At 60.9% G+C, this 17,810-nt stretch carries 16 protein-coding genes; 13 read left to right on the top strand and 3 right to left on the bottom strand.

Translation table 11 applies throughout. The features are described 5' to 3' along the window. Positions 1-5 precede the first annotated feature (5 nt). From ACXMYO_RS06215 to ACXMYO_RS06195, 5 genes are read left to right on the top strand one after another with little or no spacing between them, the layout of a single operon-like run. Positions 6-1,385, top strand: coding sequence for a MotA/TolQ/ExbB proton channel family protein (locus ACXMYO_RS06215; RefSeq protein ID WP_457808130.1), 1,380 nt, complete (start codon positions 6-8; stop codon positions 1,383-1,385). Continuing rightward, positions 1,382-1,918 (top strand): MotA/TolQ/ExbB proton channel family protein, encoded by a 537-nt coding sequence (locus ACXMYO_RS06210; protein WP_457808129.1) that lies wholly within the window; start codon positions 1,382-1,384, stop codon positions 1,916-1,918. Before ACXMYO_RS06215 ends, ACXMYO_RS06210 begins: the two co-directional genes overlap by 4 nt. Next, positions 1,911-2,318: an ExbD/TolR family protein gene (locus ACXMYO_RS06205; RefSeq protein ID WP_457808128.1), complete on the top strand. Its 408-nt coding sequence runs from the start codon at positions 1,911-1,913 to the stop codon at positions 2,316-2,318. The genes ACXMYO_RS06210 and ACXMYO_RS06205 overlap by 8 nt, the downstream gene beginning before the upstream one ends. Continuing rightward, entirely contained in the window at positions 2,318-3,100 is a 783-nt protein-coding gene (locus ACXMYO_RS06200) for an energy transducer TonB (protein WP_457808127.1), read from the top strand. Before ACXMYO_RS06205 ends, ACXMYO_RS06200 begins: the two co-directional genes overlap by 1 nt. Positions 3,101-3,104: 4 nt before the next feature. Beyond that, complete coding sequence (locus ACXMYO_RS06195) at positions 3,105-4,391, top strand: hypothetical protein (RefSeq protein WP_457808126.1); 1,287 nt, start codon at positions 3,105-3,107, stop codon at positions 4,389-4,391. A gap of 57 nt (positions 4,392-4,448) precedes the next feature. On the opposite strand, the gene xthA is transcribed toward ACXMYO_RS06195, so the two are convergent. Both xthA and ACXMYO_RS06185 read right to left on the bottom strand, forming a co-directional pair. Beyond that, positions 4,449-5,264 (bottom strand): exodeoxyribonuclease III, encoded by an 816-nt coding sequence (gene xthA, locus ACXMYO_RS06190; protein ID WP_457808125.1) that lies wholly within the window; start codon positions 5,262-5,264, stop codon positions 4,449-4,451. A 1-nt stretch (position 5,265) separates the two neighbouring features. Then, entirely contained in the window at positions 5,266-5,520 is a 255-nt protein-coding gene (locus tag ACXMYO_RS06185; protein WP_438767493.1) for a hypothetical protein, read from the bottom strand. Between the two features lie 171 nt (positions 5,521-5,691). Between ACXMYO_RS06185 and ACXMYO_RS06180 the strand changes: the two genes are divergently transcribed. Continuing rightward, positions 5,692-7,050 (top strand): DEAD/DEAH box helicase, encoded by a 1,359-nt coding sequence (locus ACXMYO_RS06180; RefSeq protein ID WP_438767491.1) that lies wholly within the window; start codon positions 5,692-5,694, stop codon positions 7,048-7,050. Positions 7,051-7,082: 32 nt separating this feature from the next. Beyond that, a complete protein-coding gene (dinG, locus tag ACXMYO_RS06175) occupies positions 7,083-9,230 on the top strand; it encodes an ATP-dependent DNA helicase DinG (protein ID WP_457808124.1) in 2,148 nt (715 codons plus the stop codon). 75 nt (positions 9,231-9,305) lie between these two features. Here the strand turns inward: dinG and ACXMYO_RS06170 are convergent, their stop codons facing one another. Beyond that, complete coding sequence (locus ACXMYO_RS06170) at positions 9,306-10,379, bottom strand: 3-deoxy-7-phosphoheptulonate synthase (RefSeq protein ID WP_438767487.1); 1,074 nt, start codon at positions 10,377-10,379, stop codon at positions 9,306-9,308. 311 nt (positions 10,380-10,690) lie between these two features. Here ACXMYO_RS06170 and rpoE point away from each other — a divergent pair, with 311 nt between their 5' ends. From rpoE to lepB, 6 genes are all read left to right on the top strand, one after another. After that, entirely contained in the window at positions 10,691-11,299 is a 609-nt protein-coding gene (rpoE, locus tag ACXMYO_RS06165; RefSeq protein ID WP_438767485.1) for an RNA polymerase sigma factor RpoE, read from the top strand. 132 nt (positions 11,300-11,431) lie between these two features. After that, complete coding sequence (locus tag ACXMYO_RS06160; RefSeq protein WP_457808123.1) at positions 11,432-12,118, top strand: sigma-E factor negative regulatory protein; 687 nt, start codon at positions 11,432-11,434, stop codon at positions 12,116-12,118. A gap of 52 nt (positions 12,119-12,170) precedes the next feature. Beyond that, positions 12,171-13,163: a MucB/RseB C-terminal domain-containing protein gene (locus ACXMYO_RS06155; protein ID WP_438767482.1), complete on the top strand. Its 993-nt coding sequence runs from the start codon at positions 12,171-12,173 to the stop codon at positions 13,161-13,163. A 256-nt stretch (positions 13,164-13,419) separates the two neighbouring features. Then, positions 13,420-14,829, top strand: coding sequence for a DegQ family serine endoprotease (locus ACXMYO_RS06150; RefSeq protein ID WP_457809476.1), 1,410 nt, complete (start codon positions 13,420-13,422; stop codon positions 14,827-14,829). 207 nt (positions 14,830-15,036) lie between these two features. Next, a complete protein-coding gene (lepA, locus tag ACXMYO_RS06145) occupies positions 15,037-16,854 on the top strand; it encodes a translation elongation factor 4 (protein ID WP_115853050.1) in 1,818 nt (605 codons plus the stop codon). 42 nt (positions 16,855-16,896) lie between these two features. Then, positions 16,897-17,697, top strand: coding sequence for a signal peptidase I (gene lepB, locus ACXMYO_RS06140; protein WP_457808122.1), 801 nt, complete (start codon positions 16,897-16,899; stop codon positions 17,695-17,697). The last annotated feature ends 113 nt before the right edge of the window (positions 17,698-17,810 follow it).

Raw genomic sequence — 17,810 nt, 5'->3', positions numbered from 1 at the left:
AACACATGACAGCTCGTGTGGCAGGCGTTGCGCTGGCCCTTTTGATGGGCGCCTCACTGCCGGCTTCTGCTGCCGACCAGTCTGCCCCCTCGCTTGAAGACATCGTTCAGAACTATCAGCAGGGGTCTACACAAGCGCAGGCGCGTGACATGTCACGCCTTGAGCGCCTGCTGGATGATCGCGGCGAGCTGGAGCAGGCCGTGGCAGACGCCGAGGCGCGCCAGCAGCAGGCCCAGGCGCGCCGCGACAGTCTCGACAGCACCCGCCAGAATCAGGAAGCGGCCATTGCGGATATCAACGAACGCCGCAGTGCCGAAGGTGACGATCTTCAGCCCCTGTTTGATCGACTGCGCCGCGACATCAATGACACTCGTGATGGGCTGCACAACAGCTGGCTGACGCTGGGCAGCGATATCACGCTGCCAGCATTGAGCGATGACAGCATTGCCGCCACCGATGATCTCGAGCAGTACGCCCGGTCCATGAGCCAGCTGATCGCGCGCAGCGCCCGCGGCGAGCATCTTCAACTGCCCGTGGCCGGCCAGGATGGCAATATTACCGAGCGTGATGTCGTTCGTCTCGGGGGCATGAGTGCCTTCAGTGAAGGCGATCTGCTGCGCGCTCCCGCCGATGACAGGCCGCTGGCCGTGGCCGCGCATACGCCTGCCAGCGTCTCGAGCGAGCTCGAAGCGCTGGCAGACGGTGACGGTGACACCATGGCGCTGGATCCCACCAATGGTGACGTGCTGGAAGCGCTGGCGCAGCAGCCCTCACTGATCGAGCGTATTGGCCAGGGCGGCGTGATCGGCTACATCACGCTGGCGCTGGGGGCGGTGGGTCTTTTGATTGCTCTTGCCCAGTTTGTGTGGCTGGCACTGGTCAGCGCGCGCACTCGCCGTCAGGCGCGCCGATTCGAGGACCTGCGCGACGACAACCCCCTGGGCCGTGTGCTCAAGCGCTTTGGACAGCAGCAGCGCTATCACGAGCCGGAGGTACTCGAGGCACGCATGGATGAAATGCTGCTGGCCGAGCAGCCGGGGCTGGAGCGTGGTCAGGCGGTCGTCAAGGTGATCGCCGCCATCGCCCCTCTAATGGGGCTTCTGGGCACGGTGACCGGCATGATCGGGACCTTCCAGGCCATTACGGTATTCGGCAGCGGCGATCCCAAGATGATGGCCGGCGGTATCAGTCAGGCGCTGGTGACGACCGTGCTGGGCCTGGTCGTGGCCATTCCGCTGCTGTTTGCCAATACCGCGCTCAACAGCCGCAGCCGCAGCCTGATGAACATGCTGGAGCGACAGGCCAGCGCCCATCTGGCCGATCGTCTGGACGAGCAGCACGCCGGGCTTGAAACCGACACCCGACTGCATGGAAGCGCCTCATGATCGAGGCGTTGTTACACCCCATCGGCCGGCTGGCCAGTGCCGGCGGGCCCGTACTGGTCGTCATCGCGCTGGTCGCCGTGCTGCTGTTTACGCTGGCATTGGAGCGGCTGATCTACTGGCAATGGCGCTATCGGCGCCAGCGTCAGGCGCTGATCGCCCGGTGGCAAAAACGCCACGAGCACGTCAGCTGGAGTGCGCGAACTCTGCGTGAGTGCTGGTGCGGCGAGCTGATCAGTGCGCTGCGCGCCTCGCTGCCCTGGCTGAAGCTGCTGGTGGCCCTGTGCCCGCTGCTGGGGCTGGTCGGCACCGTGACCGGCATGATTCAGGTGTTTGATACGCTGGCCATTACCGGCGTGGGGCAGGCGCGCAGCATGTCGGACGGCGTGGCGCGGGCCACGCTGCCCACGCTTGCCGGCATGGCGGTGGCCGTGGTGGGCATTCTCTTTACCAGTCGGTTTGAACATATCGTGCGACGTGAGGACCAGCATCTTCACGATCGACTGACCCGAGCCACGGAGATCGATCATGCGTAGACGTCGAGCCCGCATGGAAGAAGACACGACCGGGGTCGATCTGACGCCGATGCTGGATGTGGTCTTTATCATGCTGATCTTTTTTATCGTGACCACCAGTTTTGTGCGTGAAAGCGGCGTAGAGATCGAGCGTCCCGAATCCAGCGAAGCGACCCAGCGCAGCGATACGCAGGTGCTGGTCGCCATTACCTCTGAAGGGGCGGTCTGGGTGGACGGTCAGGCCGTTGACAGCGACGCCGTGGGGGATCGCGTGCGCGAGGCGCTTTCCGGCAGTGATGGCAACGTGGTTATTCAGGCCGATCGCGCCTCACAGACGGGGCTTTTGATTCAGACCATGGATCGTATTCGCCAGGCGGGTGTCGAGAACGTGGCGGTCGCGGCTTCGCGGGGAGAGAGCTGATGCGTCAGGCGCTTGCGCTGCTGGGCGCGCTGGCCCTTGCACTGCTGCTGTTCTGGGGGCTGGCCATGATGGTCGCGCCCCCTGAGCCCCGCGAAACGCCTCAGGAAACCATGACCATGGCGGTCGTCGATGATGTGGCCGCGCCGGCTCAGGCGCCTGAAGACTCGACCGACATCGCCGCGGCCGCACCGCCGCCGCCCCCACCGGCAGCGCCGGCGCGGCCCGCACCGACGCCACAGCCGGCAGACGATGTGCAAAGTGACATCGAGCTGCAGACGCAGGAAGTGAGTGAGCCCATGGCACCGGATGTGGACATGAACGACACTCTGCCGGCGCTTGATGTCGAGCAGCCCGAGCCGCAGCCCGAACCCGAGCCAAGGCCCGAACCGCAGCCAACGCCTGCGCCGCCACAGGAGCAGGCCACGCCCACGCCATCGTCTCAGGGGACGCAGCAAAGCGAGCAGCAGGGCGATCGCAGCGGTGGCACGCCGGATGGCGAACCTGCAGCACAGGGTGGCGGTACGGTACAGGCTCAGCCCACCAGCCGGGTACAGCCGGAATACCCCATGCGGGCAAGACGCCGCGGTGAGGAGGGTTTTGTCGAGATGAGTTTTACCATCAATACCGACGGCAGTGTTGATGCAGGCTCCATTGAAGTGACAGCGTCAGAGCCCGGCGGCGTGTTCGACAGTGCCGCGCGCGACGCCATCGAGCAGTGGCAGTTCCCGTCTCGGGATGCGCCGGCCCGCACGCGTCAGCGGCTGGTCTTCAAACTGAGGTAATGTCATGTTTCGCCACGAACGGCTTCATCGTTTGAATCCTCGCCGCAGCCGATTAAAAGCGCTGATGGCGATGGGGGTCGGCCTCGCCATGCTGCTGGGCGGTGAGCAGCGCGCCATGGCTGACGGGCCGGCGCTTTCACAGCAAAGCATCGATCGTCTTCAAGGCCTTGAGCGTGAGCTCTCGAACGGGCATTACCAGCAGGTCGTGGATACGGCGCGAACGCGCGCATCCAGCGCCGGCAGCAGCCAGGCAGACCAGTGGGCCCGGGCGCTGTATCTGCAGATGGCGGCCAGTGCCGCCCAGCGTCTGGACCAGCCCGGTCGAGCGGCCGATCTGCTCTATCAGGCACGTGGTATCGATACCGCGCCGCTGTCACAGCGCCTGCAGTGGCTTGAACAGGAAGCGAGGCTGCGGCTGCGAGCCGGGCAGCTGGAGCAGGCCGCGTCGCTCTTTGATCGCTGGCAGGGCCAGTCATCGCTTGCGCCCGGGGATCTCTGGCTGGGCGCGCGCATCCATGCACGCCTTGAGCAGTGGGATGATGCCCTGCGCTGGGTCGGGCTGGCGCGCAGCAGCGATCCAGCGCCTGACAGCGAGCAGCTGGCGCTGGCTGCGAGCGTTTATCAGCAGGCCGGCCAGTACAGCGACGCTTCCAGCGTGGTCGAGGCGCAGCTCGAGCAGGACGACAGCGACCCGCAGCGCTGGCAACAGGCGGCCGCGCTTTATCAGCGTATCGGTCAGCCCGGCCGGGCCGCCGCGCTCTGGGAGGCCGGCTGGCAGCGAGGCATTCTCAAGGGCGAGGCGGCGTTGCTGACCCGGGCAAGACTGCATATGGCGGGCGGTACGCCGGCGCGTGCCGCCGAGATGCTCGCAAGGGCGCTCGACAACGGCGAACTCGAAGACAGCAATGAGCATCGTCGCCTGCTGGCGCGTGCCTGGGCCCAAACGCGTGATCACAGCCAGGCACTAAAGGCCTGGCAAGCGGTGGCCGAGCGCACCGATGACGCGCACGACTGGTACATGCTGGGCGATCTTGCCTACGGCTGGGGCGTCTGGGCGCAGGCCGAGCAGGGGTTTGCCAGGGCGCGGGCCAGCGGCGGAGACGATCCCGGCCAGCTGCTGCTGATGGAAGGCGTTGCGGTCTATGAGCAGGGGCGTTTCGATCAGGCGCAGCAGGTTTTCCAGGAAGCCGAGAAATTCGGTGACAGCGCCGAGCAGGCGGGGCAGTGGCTGGCGCTGATCGATAACGATCGCGACCGGTTTGATACGTCCTCGCAGGTCTCGATGCGCTGAAGACCCCATGGCCCGCCTGCGGCGGGCCATGGGGCTGTCGTCATGCCGGCCGGCGTTTTATGTCATGTCCAGCTCGGTCCAGACCGGTGCATGATCGGAGGGCCTTGTCATGGCGCGCAGATCGTAGTCGATGCCGGCATCCTGTACGCGAGGCGAAAGGCCCGCACTGGTCAGGATGTAGTCGATGCGAAGCCCGCGTCTGGGATCGCGCTCGAATCCCTTTGATCTGTAGTCAAACCAGCTGAACAGATCGTCGTGCTGCGGGTAGCAGCGGCGATAGCTGTCCTCGAGTCCCCAGGTGGTCAGACGCTCGAGCCAGCCACGCTCCTCGGGCTGAAAGCTTGTCTTGCCTTCTCTCAGCCAGCGCTTTCGCGCCGGCTCACCGATGCCGATATCGATGTCGGCAGGCGAGATATTGAAATCGCCCATGACCGCAATCAGCTCATCACTTTGATGCGTTTGCTCAAGATGGCGCGAGAGCTGATCATAAAAGTGACGCTTGTTGGGAAACTTGGTCGGGTGATGGATGCTCTCGCCCTGCGGAAAATAGCCGTTGTAGACCGTCAGTGGCCCGGCAGGCGTATCGAGGGTCACCGCAATCATGCGCCGCTGCGCCTCATCGTCATCATCCGGCAGGCCAAGCTGCACCTGCGTTGGCGCCGCCTTTGTGAGCATCGCCACGCCGTAATGACCCTTTTGACCGTGGTAATGCACGTGATAACCAAGGCCTGCTACGGCATCAAGCGGGAACTCGCTGTCCTGAACCTTGGTCTCCTGCAGGCCGATGACATCGGGCGCATGGGTTTCGACCAGCGCTTCAAGCTGATGCTGGCGCGCACGAATACCGTTGATATTGAATGAAACCAGGCGCATGTCAGCTGTCTTGTGATGAATCGGATGGGGCATTGTCATCGTGTCGATGCAGCGGCAGGGTCGTGGCCTCACGGCGCTGGCGGTCCAGCTTGCTGGCGGCCTGACTCTTGCGCTGGCTACGCTTTTTGGCCGCAAATCGCGGTGTGGACTGTAGCTGGTCGGGGTTGTCGTGGCGCCAGCGGCGGTAATCCTTGCGCTTGCCGGTACGGATGGTCACCTTGTCGGCCAGCGAGCGCGTCTTCTTTTGACGGGTCATAAAAACCTCTCGTGTCTCGCCTGAAGCAGTGTGCTGCAGTGGGGTACAGTTTAACAATTTGCACGCGCGCTGGCTTGCACCGGACACGGTTGATGCACAACTGAGTCAATGGTGCTGATACAATGAGTCGTTATCTTGTCTATTCATCTCAAGCCAAAGTGATCGCAGCATATGAGTGAGTCGGAAAACTCTCAGCCGGCACAGACGTCGGCGGAGGCTCCTGCCAATGCCAATCGTCGGCCCAAGCGTCGCCGTCGCAAGCCCCGGCGCAGCCAGTCCCGCAACAACGCGCAGACCGGTAGCGTACAGGACAGTCAGGCATCGGGCGGTGAAGCCCAAAACGCCTTGCCGGAAGTTCCCGCCGTGGCAGGGAAATGGCGTTTTCAGGATTTCAATCTGCCGATGCCCCTGATGCAGGCCATTGCCGAGCAGGGCTTCCACTACTGCACCCCGATCCAGGCCGAAGCGCTGCGCCACACGCTGCTGGGCGGCGATGTGGTCGGCAAGGCGCAGACGGGCACCGGCAAGACGGCCGCCTTTTTGATCTCGATTCTGGCCTACTTTCTGGAAGAGCCGGCACCGGACGGCCAAAAGCCGGGCGCGCCACGTGCTCTGATCATCGCGCCGACACGCGAGCTGGCCATGCAGATCGAAAAGGACGCGCGCGCATTGATGACCCACACCTCGCTGAAGGTGGCCAGCGCCGTTGGCGGCATGGATTATCAAAAGCAGCGCCAGAAGCTTGAAAAGCCGCTGGACATTCTGGTGGCCACACCCGGACGTCTGCTCGACTTCCATCAAAAGCGTGATGCCGATCTCTCCCAGGTTGAAGTGCTGGTGCTCGATGAGGCCGATCGCATGCTGTCGATGGGCTTCATTCCGGATGTCAAGCGCATCATTCGTGCCACGCCCAAGACCAGCGAGCGCCAGACATTCCTGTTCTCGGCCACCTTCACCCAGGACATCCTCAACCTGGCCAGCCAGTGGACGCATGAGCCGGCGCATGTCGAGATCGAAGTCGATGCCAGCGCGGCGGCCAACATCGACCAGCGGGTCTATCTCGTCAGCGACGCTGAAAAGTTCACCATCCTCAGGCGCCTGATCGAGCGGGAAAAGCTGGAGCGTGTGATGGTGTTTGCCAACCGACGTGATCTGGTACGCAAGCTGGATGATCGTTTGCGCAAGGCCGGCATCAATGTCGCCATGCTCTCGGGCGATGTGCCACAGAAAACGCGGGTCAGCACGCTCGAGCGCTTTCGTGAAGGCAAGGTCGCCGTGCTGGTTGCCACCGACGTGGCCGGTCGCGGTATCCACATCAACGATATCAGCCATGTGGTCAACTACACGCTACCCGATGATCCGGAAGATTACGTGCATCGTATCGGACGCACCGGGCGTGCCGGCGCACAGGGCACTTCGATCAGCCTTGTCGGGGAAGAGGACGGCTATGCACTGCCGGAAATCGAAACCTACATCAAGGATCGACTCCCCTGTCAGCAGCCGCCGGCCAATCTTCTCAGCGATGACTGACCACGCCGTGCACGACAAGGCGGAGAAGCACAGTGCTTGACGATGCGCTTAAACGCGATATTCAAAGCGCCTACCGACGCGTGATCGAGGCGCGCTCGCTCAAACCCCGCTACGGGCAGCGTCTGATGATGGCTGAAATTGCCCGCACGCTTGGCGATATCAAAACCGACGAGCAGGGCAAGCGCGTCAGTCAGGAGCATGTCTGTGTGCTGGAGGCCGGTACCGGCACCGGCAAGACGCTGGCCTATCTGCTCTCTGCGCTACCGATTGCGAAAGCGCAGGGCAAGCGCCTGGTGATATCGACCGCCACCGTGGCGCTGCAGGAGCAGGTGCTGCACCAGGATCTGCCGATGCTCAAGGCCAGCAGCGGGCTCGATTTTGAATACGCACTGGCCAAGGGGCGCGGGCGCTATGTGTGTGTGGCCAAACTCGATCAGCTGATGGAGGGGGCAGAAGAAAACCCCACCATGTCGCTTTTCGAGCAGAGTCTGGTCAATACTCAGGAAGATATCGGCGAGCTGGCCCGCGAACTTGCCGAGGCCTATGGCAGCGGCGAGTGGCAGGGTGATCGTGACAGCTGGCCACAGACCATTGCCGACCCCCAGTGGCGCCGCCTGACGGTAGACCACCGCCAGTGTACCAATCGACGCTGCGGCCACTTCGGCGCCTGTGCCTTCTTCCGTGCCCGGCGTGGCATGGACGAGGCCGACATCATCGTTGCCAACCACGATCTGGTGCTGGCCGATCTATCGCTGGGCGGGGGCGTTGTACTGCCCAATCCAAAGGACACGATCTACGTCTTTGACGAGGCGCACCATCTGCCGGACAAGGCGCTGGAGCACTTCTATCATCGTCAGGGCGTCAACGCGTCGATGCGCTGGCTCGGCCAGCTCAAGAAATCGCTGACGGATCTCACCACGGGTCTGGGCGCACAGCACACGATTGCTCGCTTGCTGGGGCAGTTCCCGGAGCTTTTGGCCGGCATTGAGCCGCGGCTCGGCGACGCCTTTCGACTGGCGCAGCCACTGGCTGAACGTACGCCTGAGGACAATGAGCGATTGCACTATCGCTTTGCGATGGGTCGGCTGCCGGCGGCCTTTCGTGATCTGGCCCAGCAGCTGATCACACCCTTTGCCGAACTGTCGCGGCATCTGGAAACCATTAGCGATATCCTTCGCGAAAGTCTCGATCCGGACAAGTCGACCGGTCTTGCCCGTGAACAGGCCGAGGCCTGGCTGCCGCTGATTGCGCTGGTACATGGTCGCGCGCTCGAGGCGCATGCGCTGTGGCAGGCCTTTGGGGCCGAAGAAGTCGAGGATGCACCCCCTCAGGCGCGCTGGCTGACGTTCGAGCAGCGCTCGGGCGAGGCAGAGCTGACCTTTTCGGCAAGCCCTGTCAGCGCCGCCGAAACACTGGCCCGCTATCTGTGGGGCAGCTGCCACGGCGCGGTACTAACGTCGGCCACGCTGACGGCGCTGGGACGATTTGATCGTCTGCAGGAGCGAGCAGGTCTTGCCAATCGCTATCGCTATCAGATCCTGCCGAGCCCGTTCGATTACTCACGGGCGGTGCTGTCGGTGCCGCGTGAGGCCGTTGACCCCGCTGATCGTGATGCACATGAAAGCGCCATTGTGGATTTCATCGAAAAGCTTGGTACGGATGAGGCAGCGCTGGTGCTCTTTTCGTCGCGCAAGCAGCTGCGTGCCGTCACGGCAAGCCTTGAAGAAGATACGGCAGCGCGCACGCTTTCTCAGGATGACATGCCACGACGCGAACTGATCGAGCGGCATCGAAAGCGCGTCGATGAGGGGCGCGGCAGCATCATTCTGGGGCTGGCAAGCTTTGCCGAGGGCATCGATCTGCCGGGCGATTATCTGACGCATGTGGTGATCACGCGGCTGCCTTTTGCCGTTCCCGACGACCCGGTGGGGGCAACGCTTGCAGAGTGGATCGAATCCCAAGGCGGCAATCCCTTCATGAAGATTTCCGTACCGGATGCGTCCATCAAGCTGGTGCAGGCCTGTGGACGATTGATTCGCAAGGAAGTCGACAGCGGCCGTATTACGCTGCTGGATCGGCGCGTTCTGACGCGTCGTTATGGTCGGGCGCTGCTGGATTCGCTGCCGCCGTTTCGTCGTGAAATTGAAGGGGTGGCGGCGCCTGCAACGCTTGCCTCCTGACAACGCAGCGCATAAAAAACCCGGCCGTGATGGCCGGGTTTTTTTATCGAGGCAGGTTGCCTTGAATCGGTCGATCTAGCGCTTTCGCGCCGCCAGCGGCTCGCGCAGCCTGTCGTTGATATCCAGCAGCAGTGTCTCGGTGGTCTCCCAGTCGATACAGGCGTCCGTGATCGAGACGCCGTACTCAAGCTGTGACAGATCGCTGGTCAGCTTCTGGGCACCCCAGTGGATGTGGGATTCGATCATCAGCCCCATGATGGAGGTGTTGCCTTCCATGATCTGCTGGGTGATGTTTTCAACGACCAGGGGTTGCAGGGCCGGGTCCTTGTTGGAGTTGGCGTGAGAGCAGTCCACCATGATGTTGGTCTTGAGCCCTGCCTTCTCCAGCTCCTTTTCGGCAAGAGCAACACTGACGCTGTCGTAGTTGGGCTTGCCGTTGCCGCCACGCAGTACCACATGGGCATTGGCGTTGCCGCGCGTACGAATGACGGCCACCTGGCCCTGCTGATCGATACCCAAAAAGTTGTGCGGCGAGGCGACCGAGCACAGTGCGTTCATGGCAACATCCAGACTGCCATCGGTCCCGTTTTTGAAGCCGACCGGTCCTGACAGGCCAGAGGCCATTTCGCGGTGGGTCTGTGATTCGGTGGTACGTGCGCCGATGGCCGACCAGCTGATGCAGTCCTGCAGGTACTGGGGCGAAATCGGATCCAGTGCCTCGGTGGCCAGCGGCAGTCCCATTTCGCAGAGCTCCACAAGCAGACTGCGGGCCAGGTGCAGCCCGTTCTGGATGTCGAAGGAGTCGTTGAGGTGCGGGTCGTTGATCAGCCCCTTCCATCCCGTCGTGGTACGCGGTTTTTCGAAATAGACGCGCATGACGATAAACAGTGAGTCACTCACGCGCTCTGCCAGCGCCTTGAGACGGCGGGCATAGTCCTGGGCGGCTTTTGTGTCATGAATGGAGCAGGGGCCGATGACGACCAGCAGGCGAGGGTCTTCACCGCTGAGAATGCGTTCGATCGTGCGACGACTCTCGATCACGGTGCTTTCGGCTTCCTCCGACAGGGGAATCTCGCGCTTGAGCGCCTCGGGCGTGACGAGCACGTCCTGAGAGAGAACGTTTAGATTATTGACCTGTTGCTGTGACATGAGCGTGCTATCCGGCAGTGCTTGGAAATCGAAACGAAGTGGGACCTGCATGATACGCGGCTGGCAGAGAATACTACCATGGAACCCTGACGCTTTTTCGCGGTCTCAATACTTTACAGTTTTCGGGAGGTTCGTGTCCGGTGGATTGATGTCGACTTGATGAGGCGTCGATAAAGGGGAACACTAACGCCATGGATCAAGGCCCGGAGCTTTCAGGTTATCACTATGATTTTAATTGTTTGTTACTTTCCTGAAGGGCCTGAAAAGACAGGTTCGAAAGGTTTGAACCCTGTCGTTGCGGGGGATCGCGAATGGGGTTGAAGGAAACGGATCATCAGCTGGTCGAGCGGGCACAGAAAGGGGACAACCAGGCCTTTGACCTTTTGATACGCAAGTATCAGCACAAGGTGATCGGTCTTGTGGGTCGCTATGTGCACGACCAGGCAGAAGTACATGATGTCGCGCAGGAAGCCTTTATCAAGGCCTATCGGGCACTGGGACGCTTTCGCAATGAGAGCGCTTTCTATACCTGGATGTATCGCATCGCGATCAACACCGCGAAAAACTATCTCGTCGCTCGCGGGCGTCGTCCGCCCAACAGCGATATGGATATCAGCGATGCAGAAGTGCTGGATCAAAGCGGGCGGCTGGCGGATATCGATACGCCCGAGTCTGCCATCGCGCGTGATCAGCTTGAAAAGGCAGTATTTGAGGCCATCGAAAACCTGCCCGAGGATCTGCGAACGGCGATTACGCTTCGAGAGTTCGATGGACTCTCCTATGAAGACATTGCCAGCATCATGCAGTGCCCGGTCGGGACCGTGCGGTCACGTATCTTTCGGGCCAGAGAGGCCGTGGACAATCGAATCAGGCCGCTGCTTTATCCGGAACAGGAAGATGACATGGTGCATGAGCAATGACATTGAGACGAGATCGACCCATGAAGAGGCGCGCATGACGGTGAGATGTGAATCATGGGTAAAACTTAATCGGTTTTGGACTGTCTACCATACCGTGACGATGCGTCACGACGGGTTTGAGGGTGTCTGGGTATGAATCAGAAAGTACGGGAATCCCTTTCGGCATTGATGGACGGCGAGTGCAGCGAGTTCGAGACTCGACGTGTACTGAAATCGCTGTCTGACGATGCTGGTGAAGAGGCCGATACCTGGCGTCGCTATCATCTCATGCGCAGCATCATGCAGCGCGATGGCGCCATCGACGTGTCGACCGACCTGTCTGCCTCTATCCGGGCGCGCCTGGACCAGGAACACATGGAAGATGGCGTCGCGGGCCAGGAAACGCATCGGCGTACGGCACCGTTTTCCTTTATGGGCAGCGCTGCCATTGCGGCAGCCGTCAGTCTGATGGTCATGACCGGTGTACAGGTCTATCGAGCCAATACGGGCGTTGAAAGCGTTCCCGGCGGCGGTGGAAGTACTCTGGCATCACGCGATGCGGTCATCGACGGGGGAGGCGCCATGGTCGGCGGCGATGGTTCGATGGCTTCGCTGGCGGCATTTCGCGGTACCGGTGGTGAGGAGGGTGGCAACGTCATGCCCATCGGCGCCCAGACGTCCTGGTTCATGGCGCCCGGTGAAGAAGACGCGGCACGCAACGATCATCAGCAGGTCGAAGTGCTTCAGGATTATCTGAACCGACATGTCGAACAGGCAGGCTATCGCAGCAATGTCTGGATGGCGAACATGCAGGGGCTGGCACCTGCCAGCGGTGAGTAAGGCGGGCCTTCAAGCAATGCGACAGTGGTTTTGTGCTTCTTTGATGGGAGCGGTGCTGTTTTCTCCCCTGTTTGTCGCCCAGGCTGACGCCGAGGAGATGCGCGGCGAAGGCCGGGCGCAGATCGCCTGTGATCAGCTCGACCAGAAGATAGGGGACAAGGGCGAGCAATGGTTCAAGCGCAGTCTCATGGCCGAACGCTGTCATGCCTTCCAGGCGGTGGCGCTGCGGCTGGGCATGGGGTCGCTTCGTACCTTTTTGTTTGAACACCGTATTGATGATGGCAAGGAGCAGGAGCGCATTCAGTTTCTGGATGGCCCTGCCGAAACCATCGAGCACAAGGGGCATCCGCCCGGGCTGTGGTGGACAGGGCGTTCGGGAAGTTCTCCCCATCTGGCCTCCATCGACGACACGGTTGACCAGCTTCAGGATCACTACGATTTCAGCCTGATCGCCCGGGATATTGTGGCCGGTCGCAAGGCGGTCGTACTCGATATTACGCCTCGCGATAATCAGCGTTTTCCACATCGGCTATGGCTGGATGTGGCCAGCGGTCTGCCGCTTCGCCAGCAGCTGTTAAATGCGCAGGGTCATGCCGTTGATACCGTACAGATTGTACGTATCGACTCTCTGGTGCGCTCAAGCGACACGCTTTATCTGCAGGACCCCGTCAGTGATGCGATGCCTGAAGCGTCCTGGCATCCGGACTGGCTGCCGCAGGGATTTTACCGCCAGCCGGCAGAGCTTGACGTCACACTTGAGGGCGCAAGGCTTGAGCGCGAAATCTACAGTGATGGTCTGGCCGCCATGAGTCTCTTTGCCGGCCCGGTCAAGGACGATACGGCACTGCGCGAAGGCGTGCACCAGCTGGGCAACTTTCGGGCAGCCGCGCGTCGTCTCCAGCATGACGGCAAGCCCTGGCAGGTCATTGCCGTAGGGGCCATGCCGGCTGAAGTGCTTACCCGCGTTGTGTCCCGGGTCCAGCTGCGTGATGGCACAAGTGCAGACGGTGATGTCCAGAACGATAGCGGTGTGACATCTCCCTGAATCGGTGCCGAATGCTCGTGTGGCCTCTTCGCACTTGAAAATGGCGGCCATGACACCTCGGGACCAAGAACTTAAACCAGCCTTAATAGTCTATAGAGGTGACGGACAGGGCCCTTGTCTCTGTCCGGTTACTGCCTCTGCTACCGCCCTAGCCCATAAGAGTATCCGGAGTCCGAAGATGGCCGATTTCTCTTTCACCGATGCCCCTGTTACCGCTACCTGTCCGGAGCGATCAAACGCTCGTTGCTGGCAGGTCATGACCCTGCTGACGCTGTTGATGACAGTTGCTCTGATCATGGCACTGCCGGCCAGAGCCGCCGAGCAGAAAAACGGTCTGCCCGATTTTACGGCCCTGGTCAAAAGCGCCGCACCTGCTGTCGTCAATATTTCAACGACGCGGGAGGCGGCCGCTCGCTCCGGCATGATGGGGCCCAATCAGCAGCTGCCCGATATCTTTCGTCACTTCTTTGGCGATCAGATGCCGCCGGGATTTGGCGGGATGCCTGACCAGAGGGGAGGCAGGACGCTAAGCTCGCTGGGATCCGGCTTTATCATCAGTGATGACGGCTACATCCTCACCAATGCGCATGTCATTGACGGGGCCGATACGGTGACGGTGCGACTCAACGATCGTCGTGAGCTGACAGCCGATGTCATTGGTCAGGATCAGAAAACGGACATCGCGTTGATCAAGGTGGATGCCAATGATCTGCCCACGCTCCGGATGGGCGATTCAGACGGGCTTGAAACCGGCGAATGGGTGGCGGCCATCGGCTCTCCCTTCGGGTTTGATCACTCGGTGACGGCCGGCATCGTCAGTGCCATCAATCGCACGCTCCCCACCGACAGCTATGTGCCCTTTATCCAGACCGATGTGGCCATCAATCCGGGCAACTCCGGCGGGCCGCTGTTCAATCTGGACGGGGAGGTCGTCGGCATCAATTCGCAGATATTTACCCGAAGCGGCGGCTTCATGGGCGTGTCGTTTGCCATTCCGATCAACGTTGCCATGGATATCGCCGATCAGCTCAAGGACAACGGACGCGTCGATCGCGGCTGGCTGGGCGTTGTTATTCAGCCCGTCTCCGAAGACCTGGCCGACTCCTTTGGTCTTGACCGGGCACGCGGGGCACTGATTGCCGAGGTGGCGCCGGACAGCCCGGCGGAAAAATCGGGCCTGCGCTCCGGTGACATCATTCTCAGGGCCGGTGACAGCGATATCGATACGTCTGATGCGCTGCCACGCCTGATCGGGCGCGTCTCGCCGGACGACAGTATCGACCTGCATGTACAGCGTGACGGACGCGAGCAGACGATCAAGGTCACGGTAGGACAGTGGCCCGACAGTGACAGCGATACCGGTGAAGTGTCCCGGGCCGACAGTGACAGCATCGGTCTGGCGGTCTCCGGTCTGAGCGCCGAACAGCGCCAGCAGCTGGGTATCGAGGCCGGTGTGCTGGTCCAGCAGGTGGCACAGGACAGCCCCGCGGCTCGTGCCGGCCTGCAACCGGGCGATGTGGTCGTTGAGCTTGCCGGTCAGCCGATGGATTCGGTTGCAACGCTTCGCAAGCTGGTTGGCCAGCTTGACGATAAAAAGGCGGTCCCCATGCGTATCAATCGTGATGGCGCCACGCTTTTCGTTCCATTGCGACTGAGCACGCGTTGATCAACTCGTTCAATCGAAGGGGCCCGTCCGGGCCCCTTCATTCATCGCGAGTGCGGCATTGCCCTCAGGGTGTCCATCAAGGCATTGCCTATCACCTGATTCGCCAACACGCTACAATGCGCCCATTTTCGGCCATGGTCAGTGCACGGATTCAACACGGCACGGATGCGCCATGGCTCACGGCGCTTTAACAGGTGATCACCTCGAATGACGAATGACGCAAGCAACGGGACGCTGAAACACATCCGCAACTTCTCGATCATTGCCCACATTGATCACGGGAAGTCGACGCTGGCGGATCGTATCATTCAGATTTGCGGCGGGCTGACCGAGCGCGAGCTCAAGGAACAGGTGCTCGATACCATGGATCTCGAGCGTGAGCGCGGGATCACGATCAAGGCGCAGTCGGTCACGCTGGATTACAAGGCCGAGGATGGCACGGTCTATCAGCTCAACTTCATCGACACGCCAGGCCACGTTGACTTCTCCTATGAGGTGTCTCGTTCGCTGTATGCCTGTGAAGGGGCGCTGCTGGTGGTAGATGCCGGGCAGGGCGTCGAGGCGCAGTCGGTCGCCAACTGCTATACCGCCATCGAGCAGGGCCTTGAGGTTCTGCCCGTACTCAACAAGATGGACCTGCCCCAGGCCGATCCCGACAAGGTAAGCCACGAGATCGAGGAGATTATCGGGCTTGAGGCTGACAACGCCCCGCAGGTGTCGGCCAAGACAGGGCTTGGCATGGAAGGACTGCTCGAACGGCTGGTCAGCTTTATTCCGCCACCCAAGGGCGACATTACCAAACCCGCTCAGGCGCTGATCATCGACTCCTGGTTTGACAACTATCAGGGCGTGGTATCGCTGGTTCGCCTTTTTGACGGCACCGTTAAAAAGGGCGACAAGATCCTGATGAAATCCACCGGACGCGAGTGGGAAGTCAGCGATATCGGCATCTTTACTCCACGCCAGAAAAGCACCGGCATGCTGCGGGCCGGAGAGGTGGGTTACATCATCGCCGGCATCAAGGACATTCACGGCGCACCGGTGGGTGACACCATCACCCATGCCAAAACGCCTCAAGTGGAGCGCCTGCCGGGCTTTCAAAAGGTCAAGCCGCAGGTCTATGCGGGCATGTTCCCGATCAGCTCGGACGACTACGAGGATTTCCGCGACGCGCTTGAGAAACTGGCGCTCAACGATGCCTCGCTGGATTACATTCCTGAAAACTCCGATGCCCTGGGCTTTGGTTTTCGCGTCGGCTTTCTTGGCACCCTGCACATGGAGATCGTTCAGGAGCGCCTCGAGCGTGAGTATGGTCTTGACCTGCTGACCACCGCGCCGACCGTTATCTATGAGCTTGCCATGGAAGATGGGGAGGTCATGTATGTCTCCAACCCCTCCAAGCTCCCGGACATGGGCTCGGTCAACGAGATTCGCGAGCCGATCGTGCGGGCCAACATTCTGGTGCCGCAGGAGTATGTCGGTAACGTCATCAACGAATGCGTGGTGCGCCGCGGCGTGCAGCTCGACATGCAGGTGCTGGGCAGTCAGATGCAGCTGGTCTATGAGCTGCCGATGGGCGAGGTGGTCATGGACTTCTTTGATCGCCTGAAGTCGATCTCGAAAGGGTATGCCTCGCTGGATTACAGCTTCGAGCGCTTTGATGCGGCAAAGCTTGCACGCCTTGATGTTTTGATCAATGGCGACCGGGTCGATGCGCTGGCCACCATCGTTCATCGTGATCAGGCGCATCAGCGTGGCCGGTCGCTGGTTGAGCGCATGCAGGAGATGATTCCGCGTCAGATGTTTGATGTGGCCATCCAGGCCGCTCTGGGCGGCCATGTCGTGGCGCGTTCAACCGTCAAGGCGCTGCGCAAGAACGTCACGGCCAAGTGCTATGGCGGTGACGTGTCGAGAAAGCGCAAGCTGCTGGACAAGCAAAAGCAGGGCAAAAAGCGCATGAAACAGGTCGGAAAGGTAGAAATTCCGCAGGATGCCTTTTTGGCCGTACTAAAAGTCAATGATTGAGCGTAGCGCAGGCTTCGCTCCCGTGAGTCGGGAAAGCATGTAATGGATTTTTCACTTCTGCTGGTGGTAGCCGTCCTTGTTACCGGGGCGATCTGGCTGCTGGATATCGCTGTGCTGCGTCGCAAACGCAAGGCTTCCACGGATGGCAGCCGGCCACCTGGGGAAGTGACCCACAGCACCACGGCGCCCGGCGCACCAATGGAGCCCTGGTATGTGGATTATTCCAGAGCCTTTTTTCCGGTGCTGCTGGTCGTTCTGGTGCTGCGCTCGTTTATTATCGAGCCGTTCCAGATTCCTTCCCGCTCCATGGAGCCCACGCTCGACGTTGGCGATTTCATCGCCGTGAGCAAGTTCTCCTATGGCCTGCGTCTGCCCGTGATCAATACGAAAATTCTGGACACGGGCGAGCCGGAGCGTGGCGATATCATGGTGTTTCGCTTTCCCGGCGACACCTCGGTCAATTACATCAAGCGTGTGATCGGCGTGCCGGGGGATCGCATTCGCTATCAGGACAAGCAGCTCTATATCAACGGACAGCCGGTTCGAAAGGATCTGCTGGATGACAGCGGCAGCGACAACGACACCCAGGCGCTTTACAGAGAATCTCTCAAGGGGGTTGAGCATCATATCTTCAACAATCTTGATGCCCCGGGCCCTCAGATGAATGAAGTCACCGTACCGCCCGGTCATTACTTCATGATGGGCGACAACCGGGATGACTCCAACGACAGCCGCTACTGGGGCTTTGTGCCGGAAGAAAACATCGTGGGGCGTGCCTTTGCCGTCTGGATGCACTGGGACAGCGGTCTGCCGGACTTTACAAAGGCAAGACTGCTGCACTGAGCGTCTCTCGTTTCCTTTCCGTCAGGAAATACTGATGGAAAATCCCATCTGACAGAAGCTGTCGAAGGACAGCTTCTGTTATCATTTATGCCTGTTTCATTGAACAAAGCGAC

The organism is Kushneria sp. EE4 (genome assembly GCF_977968315.1).
Note: the sequence above shows the minus strand (reverse complement) of the source record. Positions and strands in the feature narration are given on the sequence as shown.

Bases quoted from the DNA above. Each gene is read 5' to 3' on its own strand.
- lepA (WP_115853050.1), top strand. From the start codon at position 15,037: ATGACGAATGACGCAAGCAACGGGACGCTGAAACACATCCGCAACTTC.
- ACXMYO_RS06215 (WP_457808130.1), top strand. From the start codon at position 6: ATGACAGCTCGTGTGGCAGGCGTTGCGCTGGCCCTTTTGATGGGCGCC.
- ACXMYO_RS06170 (WP_438767487.1), bottom strand. From the start codon at position 10,379: ATGTCACAGCAACAGGTCAATAATCTAAACGTTCTCTCTCAGGACGTG.
- ACXMYO_RS06195 (WP_457808126.1), top strand. From the start codon at position 3,105: ATGTTTCGCCACGAACGGCTTCATCGTTTGAATCCTCGCCGCAGCCGA.
- ACXMYO_RS06200 (WP_457808127.1), top strand. From the start codon at position 2,318: ATGCGTCAGGCGCTTGCGCTGCTGGGCGCGCTGGCCCTTGCACTGCTG.
- ACXMYO_RS06205 (WP_457808128.1), top strand. From the start codon at position 1,911: ATGCGTAGACGTCGAGCCCGCATGGAAGAAGACACGACCGGGGTCGAT.
- ACXMYO_RS06185 (WP_438767493.1), bottom strand. From the start codon at position 5,520: ATGACCCGTCAAAAGAAGACGCGCTCGCTGGCCGACAAGGTGACCATC.
- ACXMYO_RS06210 (WP_457808129.1), top strand. From the start codon at position 1,382: ATGATCGAGGCGTTGTTACACCCCATCGGCCGGCTGGCCAGTGCCGGC.
- ACXMYO_RS06180 (WP_438767491.1), top strand. From the start codon at position 5,692: ATGAGTGAGTCGGAAAACTCTCAGCCGGCACAGACGTCGGCGGAGGCT.
- ACXMYO_RS06150 (WP_457809476.1), top strand. From the start codon at position 13,420: ATGACCCTGCTGACGCTGTTGATGACAGTTGCTCTGATCATGGCACTG.
- ACXMYO_RS06160 (WP_457808123.1), top strand. From the start codon at position 11,432: ATGAATCAGAAAGTACGGGAATCCCTTTCGGCATTGATGGACGGCGAG.
- rpoE (WP_438767485.1), top strand. From the start codon at position 10,691: ATGGGGTTGAAGGAAACGGATCATCAGCTGGTCGAGCGGGCACAGAAA.
- xthA (WP_457808125.1), bottom strand. From the start codon at position 5,264: ATGCGCCTGGTTTCATTCAATATCAACGGTATTCGTGCGCGCCAGCAT.
- lepB (WP_457808122.1), top strand. From the start codon at position 16,897: ATGGATTTTTCACTTCTGCTGGTGGTAGCCGTCCTTGTTACCGGGGCG.